Source organism: Microseira sp. BLCC-F43 (assembly GCF_041929235.1).
GTDB lineage: Bacteria > Cyanobacteriota > Cyanobacteriia > Cyanobacteriales > Aerosakkonemataceae > Microseira.
On record NZ_JBHFNP010000196.1, the window covers coordinates 25,419 to 46,526 of the forward strand.

Annotated in this window: 13 protein-coding genes; 4 read left to right on the plus strand and 9 right to left on the minus strand. The window is 44.0% G+C overall.

The genetic code is table 11. The annotated features are described in order from the left end of the window. Window positions 1–586 precede the first annotated feature (586 nt). Window positions 587–15,400 carry a LamG-like jellyroll fold domain-containing protein gene (locus ACE1CM_RS27070; protein ID WP_374881955.1) on the minus strand — a complete coding sequence of 4,938 codons (14,814 nt, stop codon included), beginning with the start codon at window positions 15,398–15,400 and terminating at the stop codon, window positions 587–589. Between the two features lie 109 nt (window positions 15,401–15,509). Here ACE1CM_RS27070 and ACE1CM_RS27075 point away from each other — a divergent pair, with 109 nt between their 5' ends. Continuing rightward, on the plus strand, window positions 15,510–16,133 hold the full coding sequence (locus ACE1CM_RS27075; protein WP_374881956.1) for a PDZ domain-containing protein: 624 nt from the start codon (window positions 15,510–15,512) through the stop codon (window positions 16,131–16,133). Between the two features lie 55 nt (window positions 16,134–16,188). On the opposite strand, the gene ACE1CM_RS27080 is transcribed toward ACE1CM_RS27075, so the two are convergent. The 5 genes from ACE1CM_RS27080 to ACE1CM_RS27100 all read right to left on the minus strand — a co-directional run bounded on the left by ACE1CM_RS27080 (window position 16,189) and on the right by ACE1CM_RS27100 (window position 18,071). Continuing rightward, a complete protein-coding gene (locus tag ACE1CM_RS27080) occupies window positions 16,189–16,440 on the minus strand; it encodes a UPF0175 family protein (protein WP_374881957.1) in 252 nt (83 codons plus the stop codon). Window positions 16,441–16,513: 73 nt separating this feature from the next. After that, on the minus strand, window positions 16,514–16,702 hold the full coding sequence (locus ACE1CM_RS27085) for a type II toxin-antitoxin system VapB family antitoxin (protein ID WP_374881958.1): 189 nt from the start codon (window positions 16,700–16,702) through the stop codon (window positions 16,514–16,516). A gap of 187 nt (window positions 16,703–16,889) precedes the next feature. After that, window positions 16,890–17,291, minus strand: coding sequence for a type II toxin-antitoxin system HigA family antitoxin (locus ACE1CM_RS27090; protein WP_374881959.1), 402 nt, complete (start codon window positions 17,289–17,291; stop codon window positions 16,890–16,892). Beyond that, window positions 17,275–17,574 (minus strand): type II toxin-antitoxin system HigB family toxin, encoded by a 300-nt coding sequence (locus ACE1CM_RS27095; RefSeq protein WP_374881960.1) that lies wholly within the window; start codon window positions 17,572–17,574, stop codon window positions 17,275–17,277. The genes ACE1CM_RS27090 and ACE1CM_RS27095 overlap by 17 nt, the downstream gene beginning before the upstream one ends. A gap of 296 nt (window positions 17,575–17,870) precedes the next feature. Next, entirely contained in the window at window positions 17,871–18,071 is a 201-nt protein-coding gene (locus tag ACE1CM_RS27100) for a type II toxin-antitoxin system VapB family antitoxin (protein WP_374881961.1), read from the minus strand. 225 nt (window positions 18,072–18,296) lie between these two features. On the opposite strand from ACE1CM_RS27100, the gene ACE1CM_RS27105 reads away from it, so the two are divergent. The 3 genes from ACE1CM_RS27105 (at window position 18,297) to ACE1CM_RS27115 (ending at window position 19,148) form a co-directional block, all read left to right on the plus strand. Continuing rightward, the gene (locus ACE1CM_RS27105) at window positions 18,297–18,479 is read left to right on the plus strand and encodes a type II toxin-antitoxin system HicB family antitoxin (RefSeq protein ID WP_374881962.1); all 183 of its coding nucleotides are present in this window, start codon (window positions 18,297–18,299) and stop codon (window positions 18,477–18,479) included. A 99-nt stretch (window positions 18,480–18,578) separates the two neighbouring features. After that, complete coding sequence (locus ACE1CM_RS27110) at window positions 18,579–18,755, plus strand: hypothetical protein (RefSeq protein WP_374881963.1); 177 nt, start codon at window positions 18,579–18,581, stop codon at window positions 18,753–18,755. Window positions 18,756–18,764: 9 nt separating this feature from the next. Further along, on the plus strand, window positions 18,765–19,148 hold the full coding sequence (locus tag ACE1CM_RS27115) for a hypothetical protein (RefSeq protein WP_374881964.1): 384 nt from the start codon (window positions 18,765–18,767) through the stop codon (window positions 19,146–19,148). A gap of 184 nt (window positions 19,149–19,332) precedes the next feature. Here the strand turns inward: ACE1CM_RS27115 and ACE1CM_RS27120 are convergent, their stop codons facing one another. From ACE1CM_RS27120 to ACE1CM_RS27130, 3 genes are all read right to left on the minus strand, one after another. After that, a complete protein-coding gene (locus ACE1CM_RS27120) occupies window positions 19,333–19,680 on the minus strand; it encodes a type II toxin-antitoxin system PemK/MazF family toxin (RefSeq protein WP_374881965.1) in 348 nt (115 codons plus the stop codon). Then, entirely contained in the window at window positions 19,670–20,119 is a 450-nt protein-coding gene (locus ACE1CM_RS27125; protein ID WP_374881966.1) for a CopG family ribbon-helix-helix protein, read from the minus strand. The genes ACE1CM_RS27120 and ACE1CM_RS27125 overlap by 11 nt, the downstream gene beginning before the upstream one ends. Before the next feature lie 101 nt (window positions 20,120–20,220). After that, a complete protein-coding gene (locus tag ACE1CM_RS27130) occupies window positions 20,221–20,868 on the minus strand; it encodes a Uma2 family endonuclease (RefSeq protein WP_374881967.1) in 648 nt (215 codons plus the stop codon). Window positions 20,869–21,108 lie beyond the last annotated feature (240 nt).

The following is a 21,108-nucleotide window of genomic DNA, read 5'->3' on the forward strand; positions in this document are numbered from 1 at the left end:
ACCAGAACTATAGCGACTGGGTGAGGGGCTTGGTATTCTACTAAGCAAGCCAACAGATTCCTTCCAGTCTTTCGGATCAATTTGAGGTTATGAAAGCGGATTTTGTATCATATCGTGTCCGGTTGCATCGGTTGCGTTTAGCTAGCAGGTGAGCAGGTGGGCGGGTGAGCAGGTGGGAGGGAAAAAACAGCTTTTGCACCACGACCATATACAACCGATGCTAGCGGACTTGATATCATACCCCCTTTTTCTATAGCCCGCGTGGTGCGCTAGCAAGATCGCCAGCGCTTTCTTGCGGGCGAGAGTTTGTCAGCAAGAAGCTGCGGTGTCTGTGGGGAAAAAGGGGGCGTTAGGTACGGATTTGGTATCATATGATGTCCGGTTAAACACCCATAATTAGGAATGACGCGGTGACAGGGTGACACGGTGAAAAGGGAGAGATTTTTACCAAGGGTAATTAGGCGGACATCATATCACCCGCCTGGATTCTCCTTGACATTGCCAGAAACCCGGTTTCTGAGTCGCTCTCTGGTTGCAAAACCAAAGATTTTTCGGATCACCTTAGTTTGTTTGCGTAAGTCCTGAGTTAATCAGAATTTAAAATCTCGTCTAATCCGGCAGTAACATCGAGTTTAAGACGAGCTTGTTCACCCGATAGTAATGTCAGAGGTTCAACGAGATTCTCCTGAGCATCAACACTCTTGATTAGAGAATCATAGGCTGTGGCTAGGTAATTAGATACCTGTTCTAACTTAGTTAACTCGTCGGCACTTAGAGACAAACCTCGTTTAGTCTCAATCGCATTCACTAGGGGTTTGATCGCCGCCTGTTCCAGCTTGACTTTATCCCCAAATCGTGCTGCATCGTTAGCGAAATCCGCTACTCCTTGGGCGACTGCTGGAATCACAGCAGAGTAAGCGTTTTTGGTCTGAACTCCCGTAAATTCGCTATAGATGCGGGCAGAGTGGAACATGAGGTTATTGGCGAGAATCTGAGCTTCGTAAACTTTTAAAGCTCGATCATCTCCTTGTTTGAGTCGCGCTAGGGGATCGTAGGTAGTTAAGTCTAAGGATTGCTCAATACCAAAGGCAGTCTTGATCTGACTTTGCGACTCTTCTAGAGACATTCCTGAATCCACCAATCCTGTCATCAGAGTTGTTAAAGGAGTAATCATCTCTACTCCAGGCACCACAGACAAAGGACTGTAGACAGGAAGGTTAGTCGAAGTGTCGATTCCATCAACCAAGACAACACGTCCCTCATCCGGATCGATCTTTCCATTGTCATTTTTATCGAAGGAAAGGTAGGGAATGTCGATAGCGTAATGGCCTTGAAAATCAGTGAAGGTCAACGGTTCTCCCGCATCAAAGATACCGTTTAAATTGGCATCAAAGAAGACCGTACCACCGACAATCGTTGAGTCAAGCGCGCGTCCCACCTCGCTGGAGGAACCCCCAAGGGTAAATTCTGCCAGCTGGAATCTTGCTAAGTCTCGCTCCCAAACTGTTGCGCCGAATGCTTTAACCAGACACTCGACGAAGGCGTAAAGTTTTAGCTTCAGATCAAAGAGGGTTATAGGATCGTCAAGGCGATCGAAAATTTCCAAAGCTCGGATTTTTCCGTCGTAGTTGCTGGATTTTTCTCCAACATCGAGGAGGTCGAATCCACCATCCGCGCCGATACCACCACCCATAAATCCACCGAAGCCGATCAACTCTAAACCGCCACCCACCGAGATAGAAGAATTGGCATAAAGCTCGTTTTTATCGTAGATAGTCTTGTTTCCGACGGTTTGTTGCTCACCTAAGTAGGAAGGTTTGGAGGATGCGGTATCTCCACCGCTTTCATAGCTCTTCGTCGTCCAATCTGGAACAAAAATGCCATTGAGAATCTTTCTGGGGTCACCTGTGCCGATCCATTCCTGCAAACCAAGGGTATCCAAGGCTAGGTCAATGTTAGTCCCTAGATGTATGTCTCCATCGATAATCCCGGAAACAGGGCCGTAGACTGGGAATGACTTGCTCAACTCGAACTCTAATTCAAAGTCGGGTATATTTACCTGAATTAAAGTGGCTGGTTCCCCGAAAATCAATTTCAGCACATCTAGAGGGTTGGATAAAATCGGGAAATCTATCCATCCTAAATTTTGCAGGTTTTGAAGCTGATCTTTTACCTTAGTTAAAGATTTATGATTAGCTTTATTTCCGCTTGGAGTCTGGGAGGCAGCAGCGGGGGTTGCTGTGACCGTCTGCTCGTTAACTGCCCCACCTAGAGTCTTTTCGTATTGGTAACTCTCGGTTGAACCAATCAAAATGTTACCCAAAGCATCCGCATAAGGCATGAATTTTGGACTTGTCAGAGGTTCGCCCGGAGCGCCAGCTTGAGGAACAATCCTCACATCTAGTGGGTTAACCAAGAAACCATCCGCAGAGATAATATCTGCATCGAAGGCGGACTGTCCTTCTAATTGATTGCTGAGGTCGTCGAGGGTATTAATAACAGTGGGTATCCCAGCGACAAAATCGAGGAATTTATTGATTTTCCGAATCTTCTCAGCTTTCTCAGCTTGCGCTCCGCTACCCAGTTGTAGCATTAAGGTTTGTGGTACTTCGATCAGAGTCACAGAGCCATTATTATTTTGATCAAATACTCCTTGTAACCCGATCTTATTGAAGACCTTCACGTCCGTGCTTAAGGCTTTGGCTACCGGCTTAATCGGTTCTATAGCATCATCAGTAGTCTCAATGAGGGGTTTTAACTTTTCAGAAATTAGAGAACCTAGATCTAAAGTCAGATCGTAAACTCCAAAAGTGAACTTACCTCCACGAGCAACATCTCCTAAATCACCGACAAATTTGTATCCTAAGTCGAGGCCAAGTTTGAATTTCACATTGGGCAGGGGAAGACTTTGCTCGTAAGGACTAGCTGCATCTCCAGTTCCAAACTTGCCAAGCCCCGCGTTTACGTCGAGGAATAGGGAAGTATCTCCACCGACAGACCATTGCAACGCATCTTTAAAACCTTTAAGTTCATTCAAGGTGAGTAGGCCGTCTTTGCTCGTAGTCGCTGTATCTTTTAACGCCAGTTCAACGAATCCTCTGGCTTTACCAACGGGTTGAATTTTTCCTGATGACACTTGTTCGACAACTGGAGATACAGGATCTCGGAAAATAACTCCCCCTTTCCAAGTATGTGTTTCTTGGTCAAAAGTTAATGTTGAGTTTAAGGGCTGATTATTGAAACTATCCTCAAGAGCCTTTTGAGGTTTCAGGGTTAGTTCTAATTTCGTGAAATTCTTATCCTGGTTGGTAGCGATGAAGAATTCATCTTTCAGTTCGGAAACCCCAATTTCTGAGTTTCCTGCATTGACTTGCTCGTACAGGAACTTAAGTGTTTTTACATTTGTTAATTCTGGTAGAGTTTCCCACCCTCCTGACGGGGGTAAATCTAACACTGCTTCTAAACTAGGAATCCCATTGAGTTGGAGATCATCTTGGCTTTTGTCCGCGATCGCAATAGATCGAGTCTTAGTGTCGTCATATAAGGCTGGATCTAATTGATAACTGTAAGTCCCATCTGCATTGATAATTAGCGTCCCGAACTTACCTTCGATTCTGGTGGATTGATCGCCTATTACCGGCAGTGGTTCTTCTTGCTTGCCAACTAACTGTTTATAGACTTCGGGAATAGATCCACCCTTAGCCGGATTAGCTGGTTGCATTGGCGCTTGTTTTACGGTGGCGGCTAAGACGAACAGTTCGGCTGCGCCACTGACATCTAGAGTAGCTCCTATTTCGGCAGCAACCTTGGTAACGGGTTTGAATGTCGTGGAATCTTCAGCAGTGGGAGTCTTAATAAACCAGGGGCGAGACTCTCGCAGTAGGGTATATTCTTCCTTTACTTTAGGTTCGGTAATCCCTTGCTCATAGATCTTAACGTCAACTAACTTAGTTCCCTGATTATTCCAACCGGAGAGCTTGTTGGCAGGATTAGCTTTGAAAGACCATTTCCATTTGTATCCACTACTTGCTCGCGTTCCTGTTATATTAACAACCCCAGATGTAGTGTTACATTGCTTTTCCTTACCATCAGCATTCAAGTTATTACATGTAGAGTCGCCAGCAGATATTTTTACTGCTTTGTTTGTTGTCGTAAATGGATTTCCTGTCAGGGTATTTCCTGCAACTATTACTGGTTTTTCTTCAGGCTTTTCAGAATTGGCACTGTCAAAGGTTACCGAAGCCTTGTAGGTCTGAGCCGAAACGCTAAACACAGTCGGATCGGTATATTTCTCGACTTTAACCTTAAAGTCTATTTTCAATGGTTGAGATACTTCGCCATAGGCATCGGCGACTTTTATTTCTGTATCCTTGAAGACGATTTCTTGTGACTTTAAATGAGCGAGAACCCCTTTAAGCAACTCCCGTTTACCTTTCAGTTCAGCTGTAACGCTTCCTAAGAGATTATCCGGATCGACAGTCGCTTGAATTTGAATTTCTTTTTCAGAATTAGCAGAGATAGCAGATGGCTGTTCTAGAGAAATCTCGATAAATTTAGCTTCCTTGCCATCTTCTTTCGCTATGCCGACGATTTTCCCTAGATGATTGATAGCGTTACCCCATTTTTTAATAGCCGGGCCGACCTTGATACTTAGATCTGGTGGAAGTTGGCCGAATTCCCAATCAAATTCAACACCAACAGGAGGAGTGATTGTAGGTTTTTCCGGATTCAAACCACCTGACCCGGAAAAATAAACATCTGTTTGAAGAACAGCACCACTCGACGTCTTGACAGTGAAGAGGTTAGTTGGCGGACTCTTGGGATCGCCGAGCAATTGATCTAAAGTTTCCTGATCCGTGACGATAAAGGCGTCAAAACCGTTACGGAATTTCACACCCGCTACAACATCTAGGTTATATTTCGCGCTGAGGATAAATTTTCCATCGAGAGTCATCACTTTGGGTAAACCTAGATCGGTAGCGAATTCTTCGTTAACTAATGGATAGCCATGAGCCAGACTAAATTTAAACAGCAACTTCTCGGTATCGAATTTGATGACTCTTACAGGAACCTCTGTGCCGAAAGCGCTATTTATCGCTCTCTGTAGCGCTTTTTCTAAACCTTGGGTGGTAAAGTGCGGCTGTGCCAGGATATCACTCCTGAGAGGACCTGTAAAGCGATCTAAGAAGCTTGGAGTCCGACTTTCGTTAGCTGTATTTCCTCCATCAGTAGCGGTTTCGCCACCTAAGCGACCAATTAGGGGAACATCGGTATCGTATACAGCTTCTTGCAAAGACTCGAAAGCTAGAACTAATCCCTCGCTAACCTTGGCGCGGTCAAGGGTTTGTTCTTGTAATAAGAAACTGAAACGCCCACTCCCAACTCGCTCAACTGTAACGTCCGTATTATCGATTAAGTTTCCTGTAAACGTTATCCCGTCATCACTCTGGAGTACTACACCATTGGCAGTAACAACTGGATTTGGGTTTTCATTTTCCTTAAAGGTCACTAATTCCAAGTAAGCATCAGTCTGATCGCTGAGGTGATAACTGAAGCGGTCATGGACTACCCAATCTTCATTATTTTCATCAACACCTTTAACCTCATCGATCTGGAAGTTGTAAGTATAGCTACCATCCGAGTTGAGGGTCAGTTCTCCATAGCGACCTTGGATTGATGTATTTTCGGTGACCTTGACTGAATCATCCGCAAATCCTAGCGGATTAGTATCGAAAATGGGATTAGCTAATACTCGTTTATCATCTTTATCCCGCAGGTCAAGACCGTTTTGATCTCGGATATACATATTGGTGACAACCGTCTGAATGGTCGTCGTACCTGCTTTAGTAATCGTGGGTGTGAACGCTGTCTCTGTTCGCAACGCTTCACTGTTGACGATCGCATTACCCGTGATTACATCACCCACAATCTCGATTCCCTCACCATTAGCTTCTGCTATGCGCTGATCTCCAGTCTGGGTGATGATGAGATTTAATGTGTATTGAGTTTCGGTGGTTTGCTCTTCTTCGTCTTGATCTTGTAGGTAATAGACAAAGCGATCGCTGATTACCCAGTTTGGATCTACAGGTACTTCACTTGAATTGAGGGTATAAGTATAGCTACCATCAACCTTCAAGTTAAGCGTCCCGTGAAGTCCTGGAATATCAGCGCCAACTTGTTTATCAGTTGCTGTTGTTAAATTGAGCGCCCTGATTTCAACGGCTAACTGCTGCTCAACTGTACTGCTTCTGCCAATGGAGTTTAAGGTGTAATCGAATATATCAAGCAGCTTTCCAGTTTTTTGCAACTCTTGGGGGTCTTCATCGCTGAGTTCCGATAGAAGATCAGAGGTGAGTTCGTAGGTATAGTCTCCATTCGGTTTAACTGTGATATTTCCGTAATCCCCAGCGACATTCGTCTGTTCACCAGAGATCGGTTGTCCCTTAACCTGCGCGATCGTGTACTCAGTGTTAATTTCGCCTTCTGCGTCGAGAACTTGGTTAATCGCGCCTTTCGTAGAGTTGTAGAAGGGGTCGTTAGTCTCTACTCCCAAGGTGAAGTAAATATCGGTATAGCGCGGATTCAGATCGTCATCATTAGAAACGAGGTTGTTGAAAGCACCAATTGTCACTAACTGCCACTGATTCCAGTTGTCGCGAGTGAATGTTACGGGAGAGATTTCCAGATAAGTGGCATCAGGGTAATTGTTATAGACAATGTCCTTGTAGTAGAACTTGAGTTCAACTTCTTGTTGAGGTTGAGACTTCAACCCTACTCGGAATGCAGTTTCCCCACCTTCATCTACTGCGAACCCTGAATCCGGCAGCAGGAACTTAAGACCGACTTCTTCGTTATCGATTATCCGAACTCCTGCTTTTTGAGTGTCAGGGTTTCTGGCATCTAATGCATAGTAATCCCCTTCATTCGGAGCTTCAATTTTCAAGATAATCTTTTCAAATCGCTCCGCTAGAGATTCTTCGGGCGTGGAGTCGTCGATCGGGAACAGAGGCAGACTAGCGCTTTGTTTCCCTTCTGGGATATAGAGAGTCCCTGTGCGAAGTGTTTCTGTCTCGTACCCTTGAAAATCAGGTCCTGGGTCGCCTTCGTGGCGTTGTCTTTCAGCGGTTGCGCCGTTGTTATCTTCAGTTCCGAAGACCGTATATTTAATGCCAATCCCTCCTGGATATTCCACCGGACCGCTATCAACGGTGACGGTAAAGTACCCTGGATAAGTGTTTTCTTGGGCGTTCAAGTTAACGGCGGCGCGGATGATGGGTTTGTCGTTGTCCTCAATATTGACTGGAATAGGAGCTAGAGTGAGGGCGTTATAAACGGCATCCATCCTCTCGACTCCTAGTCCCGTGATTGGGTTAGGTAATGTACCTGTATACTTTCCATCCTCTAGCGCGAGAGGTGGTTCAATATCTTCCCCATCGATTTTCGCTGTAACGATGAGCTTTGTTTCTTCTTCTGTCGCTTCAGATGGATCGCCAAGAGCGATGGTGAAATCGAGCAAATGGTTCGCCTTGAGATCTGTGCTTTGGGTAAAGTAGAACCGCTCGCTCAGAGTTTGTTCACCTTCTATGGTTAATCCATTCAACAGGGTATAGGTGAATTCTCCTGAGTTTGTCCAAGAGATCGATCCATAAGTTCCCATGACCGCTGTCTCTGGATCCGCTATTTTGACATTGAGTTGGGAACCGTGGTTGTACTCCACTATATCGTCATCGACAGCAGCTACCGCTACGGTTCGCTCTAGGTTCCAATTGCTCCGATCAAACGTGAGTCGGATTGGATCTCCTGCAAGTTGGTTGGGGTTATAGAAGAGATTCCCTTTCTTTTCTTGGATGAGAGGTTGGGTTTTTACTCCTTCCTTGAAGGGCATTTTTACTCCTTCCTCGAAGGGCAGATCAATCCCTAGGTGGTCGTGGCTAATATCACCGTAACCATCATCGATCGCGTAGGAGAAGTTATCGGTCAGTCCTGCTTTATCAGCTGGTTTATGTTGAGTGTAAGAGTATCGCCCATCAGGTTCCCAAGTTAAGGTTCCATATTCGCCTACAAATGCATCTGAGCGACTCTTCTTATACTTTCTAGTAACCGGGTCAGCGGTTTTAATTTCTACGATCTTCCGCTGTGGATAGAGGGTCAACTGCTTGTCAATTGGATCTAGGATGACGGTTACAGGTACGGTGGGTTGGCTGGTTAATTTAACCTTAACAGTGTTGATTGCTCCTTCTGCCAGACTTACTGTTCCTGCTTCATTGGGCAGATTATCTAAGGATATATCGACTCCAGCTTTGTCATTATTCACGCTAACAGCATCAATCTGATTGACTACGCTGTTATAGATGTAATCAGCGCTGCTCGCTTTGATGACATATTTAAATTCAGCCTGTTCATCGTCAATTAAATCATCCACTCCACCGATTACAAATGATTTCGGTGTATTCCATTCATCAGGTAAAAAGTAGAGAGTAATTTCGCCTTTTAACTCCCCTTGCACTGTTTTGGCAACTAAGCCATCTTTGAGACTATTACTCGCGATCTTGAGATAAACTCCCTGCTCTGGACGACTGTTTAATTTAACTTGATAGGTTGTCCTTACTGGGTTATCTTCTGCAAGACTTACTGGTTTGGAGATCGGTGTCCCATCAGTATTTAGCAATACTATTCCCGCTTGATCTTTATCGACTATCTCAATCACGGCGGAGTTATTCAAGGTGTCGGTGTAGTATTTTTGACTATCGACTAAACCTGAAGAGATATTGACTTTAATAAACTCTTTCGGTTCAACCTTATGATCTTCAATTGTCGTTACATCGATAGTTGCCTCGGTTTGATCTGCCGGGATGGTAACGTAGCCTAAATTCTCATTCTCTTGCAAGTGAATAACTCCCTCGTTATCGCTTACCAAGAGATCTGCATCACCATCTCCATCCCAATCTGCAAAGGCATAGAATTCTACTTGGTCGTAAGGATGACTCAGGGTTTGTTGCCCATAAGTCACGTGATGCAGCACGGGAGCGATATATTTGACGATTAAGGAGTCAGTTGCCTCGACGAAGTAGGGTTTTTCCGAGGTTCCGAAGTTTTCTAGGTAGTGTAAGGTACCTGGCAACTCTCCTGCTCGGTTTTTGGGGTGGTCGATCAGCAAGTCAAGATCGCCATCTCGATCTAGATCGATGAATTGCAGGAAGTATCCTTCCCCAGATCGAGCGGAGAGAGATTTCACAGCACTCTGTTGTTGTCGGAAGAAAGCTGTTTTGCTGTTACTGAAGGAGGAAATCTCTCCAGAGTTAGTGATGGTGAACAGTTCTAATATTCCATCCCCATCGAGATCTACTAGCGTCGGCGATACGGGTTGTCCAAAGCTGAGGACGCTACCATCGGATCTTTCCTGGATGGGGGAGCTAAATGTGGGAGCGATCGCATTACCTGTGTTCTCAATCAATGCGATCGTTCCGTCTTCGCTTCCTACTAGCAGGTCGATGTCTCCATCTCCATTGATATCTCCTGCGGTGAGGGGTTTAGCTCCTTCTAGCTTGATGCTAAGTTTGGTCGCATTGAATTGTGGGTTACCTGATGCGGTCTGCCCGATGTTTTCGTAGTAATAAAGGTTGCCGTACTCATCCAGAACCACCGCGTCGGTTTTTCCATCTTTATTGAAATCAGCAACAGCAAAGGTGGTACGACCGCCGAGTTTTCCTGCATCCAGATTGAACAGGTTGGTTTGAGTTTCTGCAAATCCGCTGATGGGTTCGTAATCTTCTCCTGAAGTCGCTGATTGTCGAACTTCCCACAGTGCGGGATTCTTCCAATCTAAGATTTCTGTTCCGTCCGCAGCAATCAATTGAGATGTACTGGTTTCACCCACGAGATTGAGGGGAGTTAATTGATTGAAGTTCCAGTAACCTTTAAGGTTGGCGTCGTCCTGGGAGACGGTTGTTGAGCGCGATCGCTGGATTTGCGTTTCTGTTCGAGCAACATCCCACAAGCGCACTTCATCGATTTGACCTTTGAAGTAATCTGTGTTTCCCGTTTTTCCGATGCTTGTAATGTTCGGCGCAGATTCTAGAGGTGATTGTTTTTCACTCCATTGTTTTTGTCCGTTGATATATATGCTGGATTGACCAGAAGCATCCACCGTATAAGCGATATGGAACCATTCATCATCACGAATCGTGTCAGGTATATTGACAGATTTCTCTGGTGATGCAATGTTGAACTGGATTTGACGATTGTTCAAACGCAGGTATTGTTCACCAGCTGCTAATAAACCCTGAATTCCAGTGAATTGATTGGGACGCGCCCAAAGTTCTACCGTAAATTCTGTCCCTAAAGGGATGCCATTTTCGCCAATACTGATGTAGCGATTGTCTTCTAGAGAGAGGGCGATATTGCCAGGAGCGTTGACATTTGGTGTCTCGACTTCATAGTAAATCTTAGTGTCTACATCATCTGGCTGAGCGAGTGTAAACTTCAACTGGGTTGTTTGCCCTTCTTCTACTGAAGGATAACTGGCAGATATTGTCACCCGGGTGGCTTTTTTATCGAGTAGGGCGAGTTGACTGGTGATAATCTGCGCTTGCGTATCGTAGTTCGCAGGTGGGGTAATGGTGATGTTTTTAGAACCTGGATTGACCGTAAAGACAATCGTTTTCCCGGCAGTGAAATTAATATTGGGTTCAAATTCCCAATTGCCGGAATTATCGACCTTGAGTTCACCGAATTCTGTAATGATGCTCTCTTGATCTGCGACAAAAGCGACAATCGGCAAGTCTGCACCTTGGGGAGTATAAGAGAAAGAGGTCACATCAGTTACTCCCGTCTCACCGACTAACTGGAAGTGTGCTTCTACTGTCGGTTGACCGTTCACTAAACTGACTGTGACTTTAGCATCCGGGTCTTTTGCTACCCCATCCTTAGACGCAAAGTAGATTTTGATTCCCGAAATCGTTACTTCTCCCTTACTCCACCCTGATTTGAAGAAGTCTGAAGTGACTTTTACGTTTAAATTCAAGTTGGGGTTATTTCCCTGGGGAATGGGGAGAGTTAGGTCACTCCATTCCAGGCGGAGTAACTCTTCTGCGCCTTCTTGAGCAATTAACGCTCCATTTTCAATTTTCCATTCCCAAGAAGTAACTGGTTCTGGGTCAGCATCAGATTCGGCGCGGTATTGAACCTGAATGGCGCTTAAATTTTGGCCTTCATCTACAGTTGTGTCATCTAATCCAAGGTTGGTAACTTCCTCATTAGCTTTGATGGTAATTCTGTAGTCATCGCTTAACTGTTTCGGGACAATTAAGACATTTACAAATGGTTTATCCCCAGCGTATTCGCTTCCGCCTTGCAGCGATTCTGCTACTATCTGTATCTGAGAATCTGCGTAGTTTTCACCAGCTTTAACAGCAGTTACTTCTACAAATTGAGGCTGATTCCAATCTTGTGGAGTGAAGGTGAATTCCTTCTTGGATAGTTGTATCTCCGCCCCCCTATCTTGTTCCATGACGGTGAGATTTACCGTTACATCAACCTCTGGTTGTGTCGCCAACTGATACCCCAATCGCGCGACTTGCCCTTCCGTTAACGTAACTTCTCGCTCATTCTCTGCACTGATTTCGACAGGGGTCAGCTGTACCGTAGTGGTTTCCGCGTTATTAATAGCGGTATCCGTTTCAATTTTTCCAATAAATCCGGAAGAGAAATTTAGGTTACCGTCACTCTTAAGCGTTAACCCAGAAACTTTGTATGTTTTCCCGTTGTATTCAAATTCCTGATCTTCGATCTTGAGCTGAATTTCGCTATTGCTTTCCTCTTCCACCACCGTTGCCGATATTCTGACGGGAATGATTATATTTGATGGGGTGAGATATTCAGCCGATATCACTGCTGGCACCTTGCTACTAGGAGTTTGCCACGCTACCGATAGATAATCGTCCCCAAGATATTCTTTTTGAAGGGCTTCTATGTAATATTGCTTTCCTTGATCTAGGAAAATTTCTTCTGATTCTTGGCTGTCATTCCAATCCCACTGTTGATACTGGGGAAAGTCTATTTCGGGATTTACTAAATCGTGAACATCAATTTTTGGGTTTTCAAGACTTGGATTTTGGCTGACAAAAGGATTCTGTGTTCTAAATTTAAATGAAATTTGCTTCCCTCGACTGTTACTTATTTTCCAGGTATTGCGATACTTATTATCACCTATGGATTCTCCTGATTCCTGGCTAACGGAGTAATCAAACTCAGATATATTTCCCTCTTCATTAATAAGTTGTAACTTGTCACTGACGAGTACAGGTTTAACATTAGTAGTCAACTCAAACGTCCATTCTTTACCATCATTAATCCGCTCCAAGTCTACCTGAACTACCTCCCCTGGTTGAAGCGTTCCTAGTGTCAGTCCTGTTAGTTTTGCCGTTCCATAAATTTCTGTTCCTTCTACTTTGGCAATGGTCTGGGTTTGCTCAGGATTTGTGCCTTCTGGATTCAACTTCAGTACTGAATTGGCATTCGAGGCAATCCATAATTTGTATTTTCCAGTTTCTGGTGGAATTAAATTCCCCCGGATTCTCGTTCCATATCTATCTCCACTATTGGAAACATCTAATAATCTGGGTAGCCAAGCTACCGATGAAGGTTTATTAGGATAATTTTCCTTTGATGTTAAATCCTCAACCCTAGATCCTAAGATATCTTTCCAGACTTCTTTGATAAAGCCTTTATTAATGGTGAACGGAGTTAAGTATTGACTGGAGATGGTTTCTTTATCTGATGAGCTAGGTGTTGTCCATTTGACATTTAGTTTTCCGTTGCCAGTTCCTTCTTTGTAAAGCGCTTCGATGTAATATTGCTGACCTGCTTCTAAGGAAATGGTGTCACCGCTTGCTATTTTCTCTCTACCCTCGTAATTAGAGCCATTTTTGTTTAACCAAAGCTCGGCTGTATCATTTCCCTCAACGGTAAACGTATAATCTCCTTTTTCAGGGGGAGTGAGCAACCCGCGCAACCGTCCGAAAGCATCTGTATTTTGCTCAACACTAAAATCTGGAATAATAGAAGCTTCTGAAGGCTGATCGGGGAAATATGGACTTGAAATTAACTCCTCGATGGTATCCCCTTCGATATCAACCCAGATTTCTTTGGTCAATCCTTGACCGCTAGCGCCACTAGAGATAGCACGACCTTCTTCTCCCACTTTGGTGAAGGTGATTTTTTCCACGAGAGGTTCGTTTTCTTGGACGATTAACCCTCCCTGACCATCTTCTCCAACAATTTGAATTTTAGGAATTAAGTAGGCGATATCTTGATCGCTGGGTCGATCTGGGTTGTGTTGGCTGATAATTATAGCCGGTTTGTCGTTGTCTTCTATCGTGATGGTAGCTGGCTTTTCGTCGATGGTAAATTCACTAGACTCAGACAGGGTAATTGTAATATCGCGGTTTCCATCAACGATAAAGTTATCGATCGCATTGATGGGTATATCAACACTACGGGTATATTTGGGAATACTTAAACTTCCGACAGTTTTTTGTCCCAGGAGATCGTAGTCTGTTCCTATTAGAGCCGTACCTCCCAGAGTGTAATTGACCGTCAATTCTCTTGATATAGGTTGACTCAGATTGATGCTAAATCCGCTCTCGTCGCTTGTCCCTGATTCTTTAACTGTCGGGAACTTTGCTGTTACGTTGATAAACAATTCACGCTGACTGACATCAGGACTATCCCCTTCCGCGATCTTCAGCTTGTTGTATTGAGCTGCCGTCGGTAAATCGATAGATTTATTGTTGTAATTGCTATCTGCGCTAGTGGCGTTTAAGCTGACTGGTGTACCGACTGTGGCATTAACGCTAAGAGGCTGATACTGATTCCAATTCGTTGAGGTAAAGGTAACACCATTAACTGTGACATCCGCAGTTGGCTGACTGCCTAATTTGACTTTGAAGCTAACTTTACCGTCGCTGCTGGGAACCAGAGGGTTTTCCTCACTGACTACTTCTTCATTAATGCTATCGACGACGATTAGTTCTGCCTGGAACTCGTCACTATCATTAATTGTGAGAGCGGCACTACTATTAGTACTGTCCACTTCATAAAATTGGTATTCACTACCCAGGACGTTGTTCAGAGCAGTATTGATATTGCTATCAGTAAACGTCTCTATGGTGAGGGTGAATTCTTCTGGTGCTTCCTTCACTACATCAGGAAGCGCAGCAAAATAGAGTTTGGCACTATCTTTATCGACAGGGACGACCACAGCATCAACAATTTTATCTGGGTGTACTGTGTCATTGTAGTTATACTGAGGTGCGAGATAGTCTTTTGCTTCTCCCTCATTGCCTTTCGGTTCAATCTTGTAGTAAACAGGTAAGCCAGCAGCTAGGGCGTTGTTAAAATGATTTCCGTTGACAGCCTTATCTAACTTAACGGTGACATAACCGATAGATTTTAACTTATCTACGTCAATTTCATTGCTCTTGGTGGAAGATTCCAAAGGATCAGATGCTTCTGTAATTTCTACTTTGGATTTACTATAATCAATTTCAGCTGTGTAGTTAATATCTTTAATGGTGATTGTGGCCGAAGATTCTGTTTTTGTCCCACGCTTGTACTGATTGGTTGGTAAAAGCGTTATGGTAAAGCTTTCATCTCCCTCTTTTACTTTATCGATTAAGGTAGTAATCTCTAAGGTTACTTCTGTTTCCCCGGACGGCAAGATTATTGTGTCAGCTTCATTGGCTTTGAAGTCCTTATTTATTTCAGCACCATTAACGTCACTGATGTAGTAATAGACTTTAACATCACCATTAGAGGTCTTGTCAGCGTTTATTGTAAATCGGGCTTTCTCTCCTTCTTCAACAGTGCCATTTCGATTGGCTACTGCATTGGCTACTGCAATGCTGAGTGCAGGTATATCATCGTTGTTGAAGTTTACGGAGTCACCGTTGTCGCGCTCATCTTTATTTTCTGTAAAGATAGCTTGACCCTTCCCCTGACCAGATTCCGCCCCTGTTCCACCTTCAACAGTGTTGTCTGTGAAATTGCTATTGATAACTATTAACTTAGCATCGCTTCTGGCGAAGATAGCACCACCTAAGCCAGCACCACCGCCTCCTTGACCGCCTTCACCGCCTGGAGTTTCAGGCTTATCATCATCCTTCGTCCGTTCACCAGTATCTCCAGCACCCGCGAATTCGCCACCTTCGCCCAATATCCCTCCATCACCATCCTCATTCTCATCCTGATAATCAATATCCTTACCACCTCCACCTCCGCCTCCTCCGCCTCCTCCGAAGCCCCCTATTCCTCCATCGCCACCATCGCCAGCGACATCTTCTCCATAAACTTGTCCACCTCCACCTCCACCTCCACCTCCACCTGAAAAGCTTATAGACAAAATATTTGGAGAACTGGTTGAACCTAGTCCCAATGTCTTTACTAATACAAACGGAGTTTGGAAACTACAGTTTGCCAATGGTATTATTCAACATGAGGCAGTTCTTTCTATGAAAGGGTCTTCAGGAATTATGGTAGTTCGGTTTCCTAATGGGCAAGGTGGTACGCAAACTATCAAGCAAGATATGAAATTGTGGTCGTCTGCTAAAGGTCTAGTTATAAAGGGAGAAAATCCTGTTGATGTCGATACTAAAAATCCAAGCTCTACCTATGCAACTGATAATTTTCTCATTGCCATAGAACCAAACGGCTCACTAATATTCCGCAACTATTCGCTAGAGCAAAGTAACAATTCTCGCGTGGAATCACCTGTAAATAGGGAGTTTATTGGGTATCCTTCTATAGGAATTAGAATGAATGAACTGAATACAGAGGTTCGAGATCAGGTTAATCAGCAGGGTAACTTGCCTTTCAAGATTACTCAAGACACAGGTGTTCTAATTATAGAAGTGATTAATGATTCCTCTGCGGCTAAAGCTGGTCTTAAACCGGGGGATATTATTATAAGTGTTGATGGAACAAAAGTTAGCCGTGCGGCTGAAGTACAACAATTGGTTCAATCTTCTCTTTTTTTAGTAGATAATCTGAATTTTGAAATCGACCGTAATGGTGAAAATATGTCTTTAAGCGTACAACCAGGGTGTTGTGTAAAACCAGAAAGTTCCCAGCAGTAAGTTTTTGTAGCTAATCCGTGCGTTGCTGGAAGAAAGTCGTGCATCCTGACGACAATCATAACCAGCCGCGTACGCGTAAATGTTGAATGTCTTGTTCAAAGTCTTCAACATCATAGTGAACGCAGATACCGCGACTAGCAAGGAGTTTCTGGAATTCAATTTGGTGCATTTGGGCGATTCTGCTGGCGCGATTGAGGGTAATCAGTTCTTTTTGAAATAAAGCGATCGCGATTTCTCGCAGCCAGTCGGCTTCGCTTAAGGGAGTTGTTTGGGCGATGTTGTCGAGAATTTCAAGAGTGATTTGCATATCAGTTTTCCTCAGCTATTTCTAGATTTCTAAGCCTTTCGCAGCCATTGATTTATTTCTAGGTAATTGTTTGTCACTGTTGCTTGTAGTTATAATCTTCCTCGTAGTCAATAGTACCGAACAATTCCAATAATTTCAGTTGTTTGCGTCGCTGGATGTACTCGCGTAAAGCTGCTTCTATCAGTGCTGTGGCTGTTGGATAATTACTCAAAGCCAGGGCTTCTTCAAGGAGAGTTTCGTCAATTTGGAAGGTATTTACCATCTATTTTATTCCTCCAATTAGGATATGACCCAATTGTTACCGAACAATGCTGTAATTGCAGTGTAACACTGAAACTCTATTAATCGGCGATCGCTCTCAATTCCATCAATCCTAAAAGCGATATGCCAAGGGCTAGCTACGCGATCGCTCGTAACCTTACCACACATGCGATCGCATTCCCACCCCATTAAACAAACAGACTCGCATCAACGCCAAAAAAAGCTGCCAATGCGATCGCTTCCTCCTGACTAATTTTCCTTTTCCCTTCAACGATTTCAGTCACAACCTCACGAGAACCCAAAATTTCCTCTAAATCTTTCGATTCAACGCTCTGCTGTTCCATCAAAAACAATAACATTGAATAAGGATTTGAAGCCTTCCCTGGTTGATAGAACTCCTGCTCAAACTTTTCAATTAAAGTTACCAGTAACTCATAAAGCTCATTTTCCTCTGGCGTTCGGTTATAAACGTGCATCAACTCCTCAACAATCGCCAAAGCCTTTTCATTCTCCGCTTCAGTTCTAATTAACTTAGGCTGATACTTAACAAGTAACTCGCTATACTTATCTGGATTAAAAGTAAGGGTCATTTTTCCAATTCTCCTTGTCATACTCAGCGTGAGTCAAAATATATTTTATATAAATCAATTGTCGCTCGTAATCAATACTTACAATCAAACGATACTTATTCCCTTTTATATTAAAAACTGTAAAATTACCAACCGCTTCTGCTGAGGGAAAAACAGACTGAACTTCAACCAAACTAGACCAATCTGCTTTTTGAGCAACTTTATACCAGTTATCCAAAGCTTCCTGGCAATCGCTATGGGTCTTGCCATATTCTCGCAAACGTCGGTAACTGATGACGTGCATGAATCAGCTCAGCAAAACAACTGGTTAAAGTATAGCAACTTACGATCGAGCCGGAAACGCGATCGCGCTCCCATCGATCAATTCTAAAAGCGATCGCGTAGCGTGCTGGAGGCGTATCGCATACCATCTCACCACAGATGCGATCGCATCCCTTCCGATCGATCAATTCTCAAATACTTCGCATCTTCTCACAACGCGATCGCACCTCTCTCATCTATCAGTCCCAAAAGCGATCGCATCATTTGGCGTGTTGCGCCGCAATGCCAGCGACCAAACAGAAGTATCAACAATGACATTCATATTGTTTGTCGCTGTTGCTTGTAGTTATAATCTTCCTCGTAGTCAATAGTACCGAACAATTCTAATACTTTCAGTTGTTTGCGACGTTGGATGTACTCGCGTAAAGCTGCTTCAATCAGTGGTGTAGCTGTTGGATGGTTACTCAAAGCAAGCGCTTCTTGAAGGAGAGTTTCGTCAATTTGGAAGATATTTACCATGTATTTTCTTCCTCCTAGTAGGAAATGAGGTAATTGTTACCAAACGATGCTGTAATTTCAGGGTAACACTGAAGCTCTATCAATCGGCGATCGCACTTCCATCCACCAATTGTAAAAGCGATATGCCAAGGGCTAGCTACGCGAACGCTCGTAACCTTACCACACATGCGATCGCGCAACGAAATTGCTGCTAGAATATTTTTAACAACTAGCTCAAGCTTGTGTATGAAAATCAGAGCAATCGTTCATCTAGCAGAAGAAGGTGGCTATTGGGCAGAGGTTCCCGCGCTTCCTGGCTGCATTACTGAAGGCGAAACAATCGAGGAGGTGATGGCTAATTTAAAAGATGCTATTCAAGGTTGGCTCGATGTTGCTAATAGTCGTGATGCCAAGTTGACAGCATCTTAAGCAGCTAAGTATAGGAGAAGGGTTAGAAAAGGCAATCGAGATGTGGTTAAACGCTCAGCAAGCATCCTCATCCAGCAAGAGCAGCAAAAAGGGGGATGAGTGAGAGATCCAGATCGCGAAAAAGAAGAACTTGGCAATCCCATCAACGAGCCTGTACAAGCGTATAACCTAAAAGAAGCCAAAAAAAAGTGCGAACATTTAGCAAGTCAATACGAACGGCGTCTTGCAGATGTTCGTCCTGAAGGGAAAGCCTGGTTTCGTTGCTACTTTGAGTGAGGGAAACCCATGAGAATTCGAGAATCGGTTGGTCAAAGTGTATGGAACTCTTCTTTTGGTTGGTGTTGCGAACCCCTAGATCCTATACCACCGGGTCATATCGCCTTAGCTATTGAAGCGACAGATCTGGATCTAGTGGACTGGGATATTGAAGAAATTGGGGAAAAAGTAGGTTTTGATATTGAGTACAGATACACGGGGGTAAATGACCCCAAAGATTCATCTTTAGCTTGCGTAACTCAATTTGTCGGTATCTATGGGGACTGGTCAAAGCTCGATCGAGATATGGAAACTTTGATCGCTGCTGGAATTGGGCGTCATCTGTTTAAAATGCTGACTTCCAACGATGACATCGATTTGAAGCCTGTAACGGAGTACCTCAAAGCAGTCTGAGACAAGCTCAAACTTCTCTAGCTGTCAGTTATGCGATCGCATCCCACCCCATTAAACAAACAGACTCGCATCAACCCCAAAAAAACCTGACAATGCGATCTCTTCCTCCTGACTAATCTTCCTTTTCCCTTCAACGATTGCTTGGCGCACCCCCTCTCCCCTCATCCAAACCCAAAAGCGATCTCTACAGTCCTAATGTGTGCCTAAGTGCAACATCTACAGATGTCATATCTGACCAAACACCAATTGATCTGTCAATTTCTGAGTTTAGAACAGTCACAATATTGTCGGTCATAATCACCGAATTTGTTAATAATCCCGTTGGCTTTCCGGCGGGCGTTGTTATATCTACTAACACTCTACTTGGATGTCCCGCACGAGCCATATTGCTGGTAATCATTGCCACAATAGTCTGAGATAAGCCCGTCCCAATGTTATTAGCTTGAATCACCAATGCCGGACGACGTTTAGCCGTTTGAAGATTGGAATCTGGGAACAGAAACAACACAACTTCACCGCGATTATAAGGCATCGTATACATCCATTTCTGGACGATTCCAATCTTCTGCAAAACTTTGCAGTCTAGCACGCAAATTTGCAGCTTGTTCTCGATTTATACCGCGAGATTCTAAATCTACAGAGCCATTTTTGGGCAAAAAAGCGATTGTGAATTTGGCTGCATCGATGCCATTCGGTGTTTCCAGTAACTCTACTTTACCCTCTCGGTAGATACTTTCACGGATCAACTTTGCAAAAATCGCCCGAACTTTTTCTTCGCTAACCACGTCTCCTGTCTCTGTCTCAGAAAGGCTTTTTTGAATTTCTGCAAGCAGCGATTGATACATTTCTAGGTAGGTAGCGATCGCGTCATTCAACACCTCGCTGATATCCCGATCCATTAGGGTAGCGATCGCAGAGAGTGCCGCTTTTTTTTCACTATCCAGTGTTAGCGTCATGTTTTCTTTGCTCATCGTTTTTCCAATCGCGAGCGAAAGTGAATTATCACTATTATAGCAGCAGCGATATGCCAAGGGCTAGCTACGCGATCGCATCTCTCCCATATCAAATTTATTCATAGCGATCGCAGCACTGATTCAAACTCGCGCAACGCGACACTAGAACCAATTTCCCAGCCGCGATCGCCATATTGAGGAATTAAACTTTTGAGATCGTAACCGGGAAACCACCGACTAATTTCAGACTCTCGATACTGCTGTGAATCGAACTGATAGATCGATAATTGACTTTGACGGTAAATCCAGAGTTCCACAGGTGCGATCGCTTGATAATCTTCTGGTTTAGTACTGCAAGTTAGGTCAATTTCGATCGCTAAATCTGGGGGAGGATCTGTTTCTAAATCGATGCGTTCTTTCCCTAAAATACTGGCGCGATTGTCAATAAAAAAACAGTAATCTGGTTCGATTCCCTGTTGTTTAATGCGCTTTAGCGTAATTGGGGTAAATGCGTCCCAATCTTTACCTTCATGTCGCAGTATAGCTTTTACCAAATCTGCTAATAAATCGACTTGATTGGCATGTCTGGGCAATGGTGAAATAATTCTAATTTCTTGGGTTTTACCGTTGTAGCGAATTCTCAATCCAGCTTTATCTTCTCGACGCGCTAGCAAAGCTTCATAATCTTCCCAAGTCCTAAATCGCAGAATCAATTCGTCCCCCGCCGCCAGGGAAATTGTATCTTCAGTAATTGTGGGTAATGTCATATTTTAATCGCCCGATCGGGAGCGTGTATTGCTAAGCTTAGCAAAATTACAGCTAATAACGCAAGTTGCTAGTGATAAACTTGGGCGTTGCTAATAGCTAATTGCTAATTTCTAATATTAGGATGTTCCCTGAGATTAACCATTAGCCATTAGCCATTAGCTACTATGCATGAGATAACTAGCAACTTGAGTTAATACCAGAGTGCATATCCCGTAGCGTCGGGTGTGCGTATCCCCTCC